The following is a 12,515-nucleotide window of genomic DNA, read 5'->3' as shown; positions in this document are numbered from 1 at the left end:
GCGATTAAATGCGCAATCCGGATAGTGGTTGCGCTGAAAGGATAGCGCAGCTTTCTCCATTTTGGTCAACTTTTATCATAAAAATGAAACAAAAGGGATCAAAGCATGCGTGGCTTAACAGACAAAGTAGCAATTGTACCCGGCGGTGCGACGAAAATTGGCGTTGCCGTGGTCGAAGCATTTCGATCGCACGGGGTAAAGGTTGTCGTCGCAGATATCGATGCCACAAACGGGGAAAAGCTGCAGGGCGATGGCGTAAAGTTTGTCAAAGCGGATTTGCGCTCGGACGCTGATCTCACACGGCTAGTCGCAGAAACGAAGGAAACATTTGGTCGAGTCGACTTTCTGGTAAATGTAGCGGCGACATATCTTGATAATGGCGCTGAAAGTACACGGGCCGAATGGCTAGAAGCTTTGGATGTGAACCTTATCGGGTCGGTTATGTTGATGCAGGCCGCCCGCGAAGAGCTGAAGAAAAATAAAGGGGCTATCGTTAATTTTGGGTCCATATCCGCCCGCGTGGCCCAGACCGGTCGCTGGCTCTACCCTGTATCCAAAGCTGCAATATTGCAGCTGACCCGCAGTCAAGCCATGGACTTGGCCTCTGACGGCATTCGCGTCAACGCGGTCTCTCCAGGCTGGATATGGTCGAACATCATGGACAACCTGTCCGGTGGCGACCGCCCAAAAACCGATAAGGTCGGCGCCGATTTTCACTTATTCCCCCGCGTCGGCGAGCCTGAAGAAGTGGCGGATGCCATCATGTTTCTATGCTCAGACGAGGCCAGCTTTATCACCGGAACCGACCTGCGCGTCGACGGGGGGTACACCGCTATGGGCCCGGAAGGCGCCGTCGCCGCGATCCCAAGGCTCATCGATTAAACCAAATAAAAAACAAAAATAAACCAACGGGAGACACAGAATGAAACGCATTACCATCGTCGGAGGCGGCCAATCAGGCCTTCAATTGGGCATCGGCCTGCTACAAAAAGGCTATGCCGTCAAAGTTATCCAAGACCGCACCCCAGATCAAATCGCGGACGGCCGCGTTATGTCGTCACAATGCCAGTTCAACACCTCACTTCAACACGAGCGCGATCTGGGCCTGCATTTTTGGCAAGACAGCTGCCCTCCGGTCGAGGGCATTGCCTTTGCTGTCGCAAACCCCGACGGGCCGGGCAAAGTGATCGATTGGGGCGCGTGCTTAGATGACCCTGCACAATCCATCGATCAACGCGTCAAGATTCCACGCTGGCTGGCGGAATTTGAACGCCTTGGCGGCAAACTGGACATCACCCTGGCCGATATCCCGACGCTTGAAGCAGAGGCAAAGTCGAGTGATCTGGTGATCGTCGCGTCAGGAAAAGGCGATATCAGCAAACTGTTTGAACGGGATGCGGAGCGCTCGCCTTTTGATGCGCCACAACGTGCCTTGGCCCTAACATATGTACACGGCATGACGCCCCGCGAGGAATTTTCCGCAGTAAACTTCAACTTGATTCCGGGTGTGGGCGAATATTTTGTATTCCCAGCTTTGACGAAATCTGGTCCCTGTGAAATCATGGTGTTCGAAGGGGTTCCAAACGGCCCGATGGATTGCTGGCGTGATGTAAAAACCCCCAGCGAGCATCTCGCGAAATCCCAAGAAATCCTGCAAACATTCCTGCCTTGGGAAGCGGATCGCTGCCGCAATGTTGAGTTGACAGACGATGGCGGAATCCTTGCAGGGCGTTTTCCACCAACGGTGCGCAAGCCAATCGGCACCTTACCTTCTGGTGCAAAAGTCTTAGGGCTCGGCGATGCGGTGTGCTTGAATGATCCGATCACAGGTCAAGGCGCGAACAACGCTTCAAAGGCGGCGATGGTTTATCTTGATGCCATTTTGCAGCACGGCGATCAGCCCTTTGACGAAATCTGGATGACCGCAACTTTCGAGCGTTTTTGGGACTATGCTCAATGGGTTGTCCGCTGGACCAACATGATGCTTCTACCGCCGCCCGCCTTCGTATTGGATATTATGGGGTCTGCACAGGTACTGCCTGGTTTGGCAGGTCGCATCGCCAATGGGTTTGACGATCCGCGCGATTTCTTCCCGTGGTTCGCGGATCCAACCGCCGCTGAGGACTATCTCATCAGCCTTCAGGCTGCATAGGATGTCCATCGATATTCAAACATTTCGCGAAACCATGGGCCTGTTTCCCGGCGCAGTAACGTTGATCACAACGGGCCAGACAACCTTGCGACGCGGCATCACTGCCACGGCTGTCTGTTCTGTCTCGGACAGCCCGCCGAGCCTTCTGGTTTGCGTCAATCGGAAAACTGGAACCTGTCTTGAAATCGCCCGATCAGGGCAATTTTCAGTGCAGCTTCTGGGGCAAGATCACGCCGATGTCGCTATGGCGTTTGCGGGCGCAAAAGGCCTCAGTGGCGTGGACAAGTTTGAGACTGGAGATTGGGCCAGTTGCCCCACGGGACTACCGCGTTTAACTGGCGCTTTGGCAAGCATATCTTGCCAAGTCATCGCTACCACAGAGGCCGGTAGCCACTCAGTTTTCATCGGCCTGATTGAAGACGTAGTCGTCGCTGAAGGTGAGGCGCTAATCTATGCCCAATCGAAGTTCCAACGTCTTGCTATGGCGAGCTAATCATCTTGCTGTATCCAAAGAAGGGCCCCTGATTTCGGGGCCCTTCCCATCGAGGCCTCAACAAAAGCCTTACACGACTACCTTTGCTCGGTTTGCTGCTATAAAGTATGCGACAGAACCGGCTTAAGTTTGTTTCCACTGACACTGTCCCCGCACGTTATCATCCCTCATCCGATCACAAGCCCGGGAAATACCGCGACAAGCGTAAGGACAATCAGCATCACCCCTACGTAGGGAAGCGCGCCAGCAAAGATTGATTCCAGCGTTGTACTGTCGTCGGCGAGGGTCGAATGCACCGTGAAAATGGAAATCCCAAACGGAGGTGTTAACAGGCCCACCTCAACAGCGATGACAGTGATGATACCAAATTGGATCAGATCAAAGCCGAGATTTTGCGCGATAGGAGCAGCGATTGGCACAACGATCAACAGGATCGAACTGCTGTCCAAGATCATCCCCAGTAGCAAAACAATGACCACATAGACGATCAAAAAACCGACGGAACCAAACCCACTGGTTTGCACGAAATTTCCGATGGCAGATGGAATTCCCGCAACCGCAAGCATTTGACTATAGAAGCTTGCCGCGACAAGCAGCGCTAGAATGCCGACCGAAATCGATCCGGTCTGGGTCAACACGTCCCACCATTTACGCAGGTTAAGGCTGCGGCGCATCAAAGCGACAATCAGCGCCGCGAAAGCGCCCACGCCCCCAGCTTCGGTCGGGGTGAAAAATCCGCTATACAGCCCGCCCAATACGAACAAAACCAACACACAAATCGGCGCCAGCTTTCGCAAAATTTCGGGCACGGGCATCGCAGGAGGGAATGGGAGAGCTTTCTTTTTGTGCGTAAGATACTCTTGCGTAAATACTAAGCTGGGCGCGAATTTGGACACCAGCAAAATCCACAAAACAAAGCCCCCAGCCAGAAGCGCACCGGGAAGCAACCCTGCGATGAACATACGGCCAATGGATTGTTCTGCCAGCACACCATAGATAATCAACAGCAGGCTGGGCGGGATCAACATGCCCAAAACCGAGCTTCCTGCGACTGTGCCCGCCGAAAACGAAGGGCGATAGCCGTGGCGCGTCATTTCGGGCACGGCAACCTTGGTGAACACAGCGGCCGACGCGATGGAAACCCCTGTGACGGCCGCAAAGATCGTATTGGCGGCAACCGTGGCAATGCCCAAACCGCCAAGAAGGCGCCGCAACAAGGTCTCGGCCACGTCAAACGTGTCTTTTCCCACGTTCGAGATGCTGACAAGGTGCCCCATCAGGACAAAGAGGGGGATCGTGGCAAACAGGTAATTCGCCACACCATTATACGCGGCCATCGACATCAAGCGCATCGACAGATCGAAATTACCGCGGATAATCCAGACCCCCGCAAACGCAACAGCCATCAGGGCGACGGCAATCCGCATTCCCATCAGGACCAGTGTAAACAAAACGCCGATTAGGATCAGGCCTATGGAAATACTACTCATCTCAGTGACCCTTTTCGGATTTTATTTGCATCGCGCTTTCGATGGCGACGGTAACAAAGGCAAAGCTTGTCGCGCCTGACCCCAGCACCACAAGCAGGTGGAACGGCAGAGTTGGCAGGGTCCAGACACCGCGCACGCCAAAGAACTCGGAGGTTGCCCAAGCTTCATGGGTGTCCGGCCAAGCCGCGATCGCCACCAGCGCAAAGAGCACGGCCCCGACCAACGCGAAAACCGTATCTAAAAAATACACCGAACGGCGGGAGTAGCTTCGCAACCCGCGCAGCAGGAAGTCGGCGCGGATCAATGTCCCGTTCAAGGCGGCGGCTGGTAACATCAGAAAAACAATCGCAACCACGCTACGTGCAGCGATTTCTGGGACACCGGTAATCGGCAATCCCAGAAAATTGCGGCCGAACACGTCGGCCACAATCATGAGCATAATGGCAAATATCCATACGGTTCCAATCGCCGCAACAGCGTTTAGAGCAACCTGCAGCCCCCGTTTATACGGGTTTGATTTTAGGTCCATAACCCCATCTTGTTGCATGTCGTTCCCCATTCAGCGGCTTAAAATCGTATGGTTTTGCGTTGCTTGTCTTGGCCTAGATTTCGGCGGACCAATCACGCGCTGGGGTAATCCCGCGCGCCTTGAGTTCGTCGAAATATGCTTTCATCACGACGGCAGCCGCCGGACCGTTTGCATCCAACCAAGGTTTGGCGACATTGGGCAACGTTGCCGCCCATTTCTCACGCTCGACCTGTTCCATTTCCGAAACCTGAAGGCCCGCGGCGACCATTTCTGTCATCGCACTGGTCGAACGCTCGGTCACATAGTCGCCGTGACTGCGGGACGTAATGCGGCCAGCTTCGCGGAGCGCGGTTTGCACTTCGGCAGGCAAACCATCATGGAACTGCTTATTTACCGCGATCCCGCCAAAGTACATCGACCCAAATCCGACGCGTGTCAAATGCGGAGCAACCTCATACACGCGGGTTGGCTGAATGCCGCTGGCAAAGGACAACGTCCCTTCGGACACGCCTGTTTGGATATCGGTGTAATAAGTTGTTAGTGCGCCGTTAACTGGTGTGCAGCCCGTGTTTGCCAGCCAATTGGCAGACGTTCCAGGCGCGTTTAGGCGGCGATTTTTCACATCATCAACAGACGCGATCGGGAAGTTCGAATAGATGTCATAGCTATCGGTTACCAGCGAAGATAGATGCACCATGTTTTGGTCGGTCCAGCCAGCTCGAAGCTCCGGTAGCTCATCCGTCAGCTTGTCAAAAATATCGATGACAACATTGTGGTCGGCGTTTGCGAAGGGTGTGAAATAGGTGACGTTCTGCAAAGGCATTGCCGATCCTTCCCAAACCGTACCGACCATGCCGATATCAACGATCCCATCGCGCACAGCGGAGCGGGTATCTTTGAATTTGTAAAGTGTGCCACCGTAATTTTCATTCCAGTTGACTGTGTAATTGCCCCCAGCATCGGCCAGCAAACGTTCCAGTTCAGGCTGCAATGCGTTTTGCATCGCATAGACCCAGATGTTGTTCGTCGGATGGCTAGAGCCGATCTGGATGTTGATGGTTTCCGCCGCGATCAGACGGGTGTTCAAGAATGGCAACGCAAGCGTAGCCGAAGATGCAGCCAAAAAGGCTCGGCGAGTTGATTTCATGGTTTCCTCCCTTAGAAATCCCGCGTCCTGCGCGGTCAGTATTGGTCGTGTTAAACACTCAGGCGGCGGGTTCTTTGGCCTCGCCAGTCAGAGCGGTGGTAAAGTTGGCGAAGAATTCGCTGGTAAGTTTCTGGGCCGTGGCCTTGATCAATCGGTTCCCCAAGGCGGCGAGTTTCCCCCCAATTGCAACGTCTGCGGTATAATCCAGCACGGTACCATCGCCCTCTGGTGTCAGCGTCATACGCGCCGCACCCTTGGCAAAGCCCGCGATCCCGCCAGAGCCCTTGCCAGACAATGTGCAGGACTTGCCGGGGTCAATGTCACTCAACTCAACATCGCCTTTGAAGCGCGCGGAGACGGGGCCGATTTTTAACTTAACCACGGCGGAGAAGCTCGTGTCACTGGTCTGCTCCAAGCTTTCACAGCCAGGGATCGCCCGTTCCAAAACATCGCGATCAAACAGCGCCGTCCACACTTGATCGGGGGTTGCGCTAAGGGGTTGTGTGCCTTGAAGTTCCATCGTTATTGTCCTTTAGTTGACCCGTTTTACAAATGCCCTAGGGCGGTCAGAATACGCATCGGCGTCATTGGGGTTTGGGAAACACGTGCCCCCGTCGGGCGCAGCGCATCATTCACGGCGTTCATCGCAGCAGCGCCAGCAGCCGCGGTTCCCGCCTCCCCCACGCCCTTCGCGCCAAGGATTGTATCCAGCGTCGGTGTTTCGATATGGGCAATTTCGATGTCGGGCATTTCGCCTGCCATCGGCACCAGATAATCAGCCAAAGACGCGTTTACCATCTGGCCCATGTCGTCATACAGGCACTCTTCGAAAAACGCGGGTCCGAGCCCTTGGACCACGCCGCCCCGAATTTGTTCATCGACCAAAAGCGGATTAATAATACGGCCACAATCCTCAACGACCCAGTGTTTCAGCAAACGCGTGACACCGGTTTCTATGTCAACTTCGACATAGCTGGCCTGAATACCATTCGTGAAATCAAACGGATAGCCCGTCGGCGCGTAATGCTGTGCGACCGTCAGCGAATGGTCGCAGCCCTTTGGCAGAGTATCCGGACGATAGGTTGCAATGCGGCCAATTTCGGCCAGCGTAATCCGCTCTTGTTGCGTTGCCGTGTCGACCACCGCCCCATTAGCAAGGGACAGCAGGGTTGGATCCGTTTGCAGGATGGCCGCAGCCAAGGTCAGGATCTGTCCCTGTAATTTGCGCCCAGCCCGCAAGGCAGTTTCCCCGCCAATGCCCGCGCCGCGACAGGCCCATGTTGCCCCGCCGCTTGGCGTTGTGTCTGTGTCTCCGGTGGAGACTTTCACCTGATCGGGCGTTACGCCCAACTGGTCTGCGATCACTTGGGCGATGATGGTTTCGGTGCCCTGCCCTTGTTCTGTCACCGAGATCGCGCAATACACGTCTCCTGCGGGTGTCAAACGCACCACCGCACCGTCTTGCGCCGAAATACGCGCGCCGCCGACGCCATAGAACGTCGCGCCCGGGTTGGTAATTTCCACGAAGGGCGCGATGCCAATGCCGCGATAAATACCCTGTGTGCGCAAAGTAGCTTGTTCTTCGCGCAGCGCGTCATAGCCCATCAAATCACGTAGTTTTGCCAAGCTCGCCTGATGTGACAGCTTTTCAAACTGATATCCGGTCGCAGACACATAGGGATACGCGTCATCGGCCACCAAGTTGCGCTGGCGCATCTCAAACGGGTCCAGCCCCAACTCTTCCGCTGCCAGATCAACCAACGCTTCGGTGACGGCACAGGCAATCGGGTGGCCAACAGCTCGGTATTGGCTGGTCTGCACCTTGTTTTGAAAAACGACAGACAACCGTCCGCGATAGTCCGGCATCTGGTAGGGAGCGCCCATTAGGCGGATCACCTGATTGCCCTCGGCCACACTGGTGCGCGGATAGCTTGAGAACGCGCCTATTTGCGTCATGTCATCGACATCCATCGCCAGAATGCCGCCGTTTGAATCGAGCGCCATACGGGCCTTAACACGGTGGTCGCGGGCATGGATGTCTGACAAAAAGCTTTCCAGCCGATCCGCCACAAAACGTACCGGTCGCCCCAGTTTCAGACTGGCAGCAACCGTTGCCATTTCCTCGTGATAGACATGCAATTTCATTCCGAACGAGCCGCCAACATCGGGCGCGATCACGCGAACTTTACCTTCGGGCAGACCAAAATGGCGGGAATAGACGTCCTGAAACTGATAAGGCGTTTGGGTGCCTTGATGCACATTCAACTGTCCTGTTGAAGGATCAAAATCTGCGACAATCGCTCGGGGTTCAAGTGAGACAGCCGTGTGGCGTCCAAACGTGAAGTTGCCTTCGACGACATGCGCAGCACTTGAGAACGCCTCCTCCAAACCGGGCGTCTTCAGCACCGTTTGAAAACACAGATTGCTGTCGAGCCCTTCGGCCGCCAGAGGCGACCCGCCGACCAGCGCTGCCTCGCCATCGACAACCGCGTCTTCATCTTCGATGTCCAACATGACCAGCTCGCAGGCGTCTTCGGCCTCGGCACGGCTGTGCGCCAAAATCATCACAACCGGATGCCCTGCCCAAAGCACTTCTTTCTCGGCAAGCAGGTTTTGCGCCCCGCTTTGCATGCCTGCGAAGTGATCAAGAACACCGGTCCATGGCGCGCACATATCGTTTAACGTTTCGGCCGTGAACACGCGCACGACACCGGAGGCCGCAGCGGCATCCGAAACGTCGAGTTCAACGATCTTGCCTTTGGCCATCGGGCTGCGCACAAAGGCGACATGAAGCATGCGCGGCAGCACCAGATCGGTCACAAAACGCCCACGTCCGGCCAAATGGCGCAGGGCATTTTCCCGCCGATGTGATTGGCCAATATGACCCTTGGAGGTTGTCATTGCACGCCCTCCACCATTTTTGACCGTCGCTCAGCCGTGGCCGAGATCGCATCGACTATCGCCTCATAGCCAGTGCAGCGACAGTAATTCCCCGACAAGGCATCCCGTATTTCCGAGCGTGACGGCATGGAGTTTTGCGACAACAAAGCATGCGCTGACATCAACATGCCGCTCGTGCAAAATCCACATTGCAGCGCATTGCGATCATGAAATTGTTCTTGCAGGTCTGCGACCAGCCCGCTGTTGTTTAAACCTTCGATCGTCTCGATATTTTGCCCTGCAACCTGCACCGCAAGAACCAAGCAGGCGTGCACCGGAGCGCCGTCCAGCAACACCAGACAGGCCCCACAAGCGCCCATTTCACACCCCAAATGCGTGCCCGTCAAAGACAGGTTATCGCGCAACACATCCGCGAGACTGGTGCGCGGCTCAATCGCTTCGCGGACGGCCTCTCCGTTCACGGTAAAATTGATATCGGTTTTCATGCTACCGCCTTTAGATTTGCCAGAACTCGGCCCAGTAACACGCGTGCCAAGTGGACGCGCATGCTGGCGGGAAACTGTGGATCATCAGATGGATCAAGATCATCACCAAGCGCGGCCTGTGCCGCGGAAATCGATGCGCCATCCAACGCCCGCCCCATCAAAGCCGCCTGCGCTCCAACAGCGCGCGTTGGTTTATTTCCGACGGAGAACAAAGCGATACTGACGTCTGTTATTGTGTTTTCTACGGACACGACCTGGACCGCAACTCCCACCATTGCGTAATCTCCACGTCTTCGGGCGATCTCATCAAACCCAATCATTTGCCCCGCCACAGGGTTGGGCACGTATATTGCCTGCAGGATTTCTCCGGGCTCGATTGCTGTTTCATAGATGTTGCGGAAAAACGCATCCGCTGGCACGCGACGCGTGCCTGTTTGCGACGCAATTTCAAGCTCGGCCCGCATAGCGACAGCCGCTGCGGGAAACTCGGAAGCCGGATCTGCATGCGCCAGGCTCCCGCCGAGAGTACCGCGATTGCGGATGGCGGGATGTGCGACAAACGGTGCGGCGGCGGCGAAAAGGGGTGCATGTGTTGCGATCAACGGGTCGTTCATCGCCTGAACGTGGCGCGTCATAGCGCCAATACGAAGCCACCCATCCTGAAGCGAAATGCCAGTCAGCGCTTCGATATTGGCAAGGTCAATCATCAACGACGGAGCTTGTAAGCGCAATGCCATCGACGGCATCACACTGTGCCCTCCCGCAAGGTAAACCGCATCACCGTCCATACCTGCATAGGCCGCCATTGCGTCAAAAACGCTTTCGGCCCGCATATATTCAAATGCTGGTGATTTCATGTTCCCCCCTCAATTTCAGCCCTCCAGCCGAAGTTGTAACCATCTGGTCACTTTTGATAAGCGAGAGGAAGATGGTCCGTCAAGAAAAAAGTGACCACTTGGTTATTTCATTAAGTCGGGCTATACTGAAAGAAACTAAAGCGAGAAATTTATGGCAGGTTCAGACAACCCAACAATCGCCGCGCAACCGCGCCGTAAAAACATGCGCCGCGAGGACCGCGAGAAATTGATAATCTCGGAAGCGGTACGGTTCTTTGCTGAATGTGGGTTTGAAGGGCAGACCCGCGAACTTGCAAAACGAATGGGGATTTCGCACGCTGTGATCTACCGACATTTCGAGAGCAAAGACGCGCTGATTGAACGGGTCTATGACCATATTTATGTGAAGCGGTGGAACCCCGATTGGGAGCCATTGGTGCTGGACCGCAGCCTCAGTCTGCAAGACCGACTGACCCAGTTCTATATTGAATACGCTGCGCGTGTGTTTGACTATGACTGGGTCCGGATTTTTGTATCCTCTGGGCTGAAATCTTATGGTCTGACAGAACGTTACCTCGACATCATCCGCACCAAAATCATTCGTCCTGCCGCGATGGAACTCCGTTGCGAGCTTGATCAAGGTGCGAACACCGCCCCTCTGAGCGAAGCAGAACTCGAGCTTTTTTGGGGGCTGCACGGCGCCGTGTTTTATATCGCAATTCGGAAATACATTTACGGCGAACCCGTTGAAATTGAGGTTGAACTCGCGGTTGCAAACACAGTGAAGACTTTTTTCAACGGGGCTATGACGCTCCCCTCACAACCCTTTGAAGATGCGGCACAAGTTCAACGCATATCGTCGTGACAAGATCCCGAAGCAAACGCACCCGCCGCGTCAGACCCAAGGCTTGAAGCGCTGGATTACTGGGGTTGAAATAGCAGTGCCAGATTTCTCCCTCGGGTAGGGCGCGTTCCGAGCTGCTGCCGATCTGTGCAGCAACGCCCATAGAACCGCTAAACTTGAACGGTGGTTGGCAATCTGCACCCACATCAAAGTTTTCACTCCACTGAAGGGTCAACGGAATTATTTTTTCCTTAGTTTATGCGTGAAGGTTCGAGGCAAGGGCTATCCGTTGCTCTTCCTAACGAGAGACGCCGAGGTCCAGCGTCTCTTGTGCCATGTCAGCGGCGAGTTTTAAGATGTCGTCTCGGGGTGTTCCGCGCTGCAATTCCACGCGAAGGGCGGAGACATTAGCTTGATAGCGCCGCGCGAGGCGCATGGGGTCTGCGTCGTGCGGCAGCTCTCCCACGGCAAGGGCCGCTTTGAAACATTCGGCGAACCCCATGCACATTTGATCAAGGTAGTGTTGCGATGCCGCCGCGATTTTGGGGTCGGTTGAAGCGGTATCAAGAACCGTTTTCATCAGCATACAGGCCTGTCGCGATGAATCTCCTTGCGCAAGGCCCGCATAATTTTGAAACTGCGCGGCCAACCCCGTAAGGGGCGTTGTAGCCGTGGCCATTTGCTCGTAAAACCCTTTACGAGATGCTTCATAGTAGCGATCAATCGCCAGAAGGTAGAGATTTTCCTTGCTCTCGAAAGCCGCGTAAATACTTCCGGGCTTCATGCTTAGCGCGGCTTCCAGATCTTTCAAAGACGTTGCATGGTAACCCTTGCGCCAAAACACAGCCATGGCCGCATCAAGCGCTGCATCCCGATTATAATTTGTGGCGCGCGCCATGGGTTAGCCTCTCATTTTGGCAAGCTGGGCAAGAATACTTGTGTAATTATCCACGTCTTGTGCCCCTGTGACAAGGTGTTTGCTGTCGAACAGCAGGACAGCGAGAGAGGTGCCTTTGGGCAGCAGGTGGATTGCCGGAGCGGTCTCCCTCCCCGGCAATTTATTATTCAGCAGCGATGGCTGATTTCTTTTCCCAAGCGAATTTTTGGAACACTTGGTCGACAGGCGTTTTTGCAAAATGGTTGGTGTAGTTTGACATCAACTTTTGCGCAGCCCCTAGAATGATTTCAAGGATGTTGGTTTCTGTGAAGCCCGCGTCAAGAAATGCTTGTGTGTCGGCATCAGCTACAAAGCCACGGTCACGAACCATCACCAAAGTGAAGGTGCGCAAGGCTTCAAGCTTGGCTGTCGGCAGAGGCGTTTCGTCGCGCAGAGCTTCCGTGATGGCGTCGTCCACCTTCATCATCTTGGCGATTCCCGTGTGGGCAGGCACACAATAGTGGCAATTATTTTCAACGTTGATCGTCTGCCAAACAACAGTTTTCTCTTCATCGGTCATCGTTGTCGCCATGAATTGCTGGTGGGCAAAGTTGTATGCGGCGAGCAGTTGGGGCGCTTCGGCCATTGTGCCGTGCAGGCCTGGAATGCGACCGTTGTTTTTAAGGGAGGTTTCCAGAAGTGGTTTACCGGCTTCGGGGGCGGATTCGATGGTGTGGATCGGGAAGTTTGTCATGGTGTAT

General features: G+C 54.9%; 13 protein-coding genes. 4 read left to right on the top strand and 9 right to left on the bottom strand.

What is annotated here, in order from left to right:
* Window positions 1-105 precede the first annotated feature (105 nt).
* Genes AB9F27_RS18830 through AB9F27_RS18820 form a run of 3 tightly spaced genes read left to right on the top strand, consistent with a single transcriptional unit; the run spans window position 106 to window position 2,645 of the window.
* Window positions 106-882, top strand: a complete 777-nt coding sequence (locus AB9F27_RS18830) for an SDR family oxidoreductase (protein WP_335585211.1) — start codon at window positions 106-108, stop codon at window positions 880-882.
* Window positions 883-922: 40 nt separating this feature from the next.
* Entirely contained in the window at window positions 923-2,152 is a 1,230-nt protein-coding gene (locus AB9F27_RS18825; RefSeq protein ID WP_335585210.1) for a styrene monooxygenase/indole monooxygenase family protein, read from the top strand.
* Between the two features lies 1 nt (window position 2,153).
* The gene (locus AB9F27_RS18820; RefSeq protein ID WP_335585209.1) at window positions 2,154-2,645 is read left to right on the top strand and encodes a flavin reductase family protein; all 492 of its coding nucleotides are present in this window, start codon (window positions 2,154-2,156) and stop codon (window positions 2,643-2,645) included.
* A gap of 167 nt (window positions 2,646-2,812) precedes the next feature.
* On the opposite strand, the gene AB9F27_RS18815 is transcribed toward AB9F27_RS18820, so the two are convergent.
* The 7 genes from AB9F27_RS18815 to AB9F27_RS18785 are packed head-to-tail and all read right to left on the bottom strand — an operon-like array spanning window position 2,813 to window position 10,054.
* Window positions 2,813-4,135, bottom strand: a complete 1,323-nt coding sequence (locus tag AB9F27_RS18815) for a TRAP transporter large permease (protein ID WP_039001133.1) — start codon at window positions 4,133-4,135, stop codon at window positions 2,813-2,815.
* A gap of 1 nt (window position 4,136) precedes the next feature.
* On the bottom strand, window positions 4,137-4,682 hold the full coding sequence (locus AB9F27_RS18810; RefSeq protein WP_369758009.1) for a TRAP transporter small permease subunit: 546 nt from the start codon (window positions 4,680-4,682) through the stop codon (window positions 4,137-4,139).
* Window positions 4,683-4,737: 55 nt separating this feature from the next.
* The gene (locus tag AB9F27_RS18805) at window positions 4,738-5,811 is read right to left on the bottom strand and encodes a C4-dicarboxylate TRAP transporter substrate-binding protein (protein WP_039001135.1); all 1,074 of its coding nucleotides are present in this window, start codon (window positions 5,809-5,811) and stop codon (window positions 4,738-4,740) included.
* Window positions 5,812-5,869: 58 nt separating this feature from the next.
* Window positions 5,870-6,331 carry a carbon monoxide dehydrogenase subunit G gene (locus tag AB9F27_RS18800; protein WP_335585207.1) on the bottom strand — a complete coding sequence of 154 codons (462 nt, stop codon included), beginning with the start codon at window positions 6,329-6,331 and terminating at the stop codon, window positions 5,870-5,872.
* Window positions 6,332-6,357: 26 nt separating this feature from the next.
* Window positions 6,358-8,712, bottom strand: a complete 2,355-nt coding sequence (locus AB9F27_RS18795) for a xanthine dehydrogenase family protein molybdopterin-binding subunit (RefSeq protein ID WP_369758008.1) — start codon at window positions 8,710-8,712, stop codon at window positions 6,358-6,360.
* Window positions 8,709-9,197, bottom strand: a complete 489-nt coding sequence (locus tag AB9F27_RS18790) for a (2Fe-2S)-binding protein (RefSeq protein ID WP_335585205.1) — start codon at window positions 9,195-9,197, stop codon at window positions 8,709-8,711. Before AB9F27_RS18790 ends, AB9F27_RS18795 begins: the two co-directional genes overlap by 4 nt.
* Entirely contained in the window at window positions 9,194-10,054 is an 861-nt protein-coding gene (locus AB9F27_RS18785; protein WP_335585204.1) for an FAD binding domain-containing protein, read from the bottom strand. The genes AB9F27_RS18790 and AB9F27_RS18785 overlap by 4 nt, the downstream gene beginning before the upstream one ends.
* Before the next feature lie 151 nt (window positions 10,055-10,205).
* On the opposite strand from AB9F27_RS18785, the gene AB9F27_RS18780 reads away from it, so the two are divergent.
* A complete protein-coding gene (locus AB9F27_RS18780) occupies window positions 10,206-10,898 on the top strand; it encodes a TetR/AcrR family transcriptional regulator (protein ID WP_335585203.1) in 693 nt (230 codons plus the stop codon).
* A 277-nt stretch (window positions 10,899-11,175) separates the two neighbouring features.
* Here AB9F27_RS18780 and AB9F27_RS18775 read toward each other — a convergent pair whose 3' ends face one another.
* Both AB9F27_RS18775 and AB9F27_RS18770 read right to left on the bottom strand, forming a co-directional pair.
* A complete protein-coding gene (locus AB9F27_RS18775) occupies window positions 11,176-11,775 on the bottom strand; it encodes a TetR/AcrR family transcriptional regulator (RefSeq protein WP_335585202.1) in 600 nt (199 codons plus the stop codon).
* A 163-nt stretch (window positions 11,776-11,938) separates the two neighbouring features.
* Complete coding sequence (locus AB9F27_RS18770) at window positions 11,939-12,508, bottom strand: carboxymuconolactone decarboxylase family protein (protein ID WP_335585201.1); 570 nt, start codon at window positions 12,506-12,508, stop codon at window positions 11,939-11,941.
* Between the last annotated feature and the right edge of the window lie 7 nt (window positions 12,509-12,515).

The organism is Falsihalocynthiibacter sp. CO-5D18, assembly GCF_041205445.1.
Taxonomy (GTDB): Bacteria; Pseudomonadota; Alphaproteobacteria; order Rhodobacterales; family Rhodobacteraceae; genus Falsihalocynthiibacter; species Falsihalocynthiibacter arcticus.
This window is presented reverse-complemented; position numbering and strand designations above follow the sequence as displayed.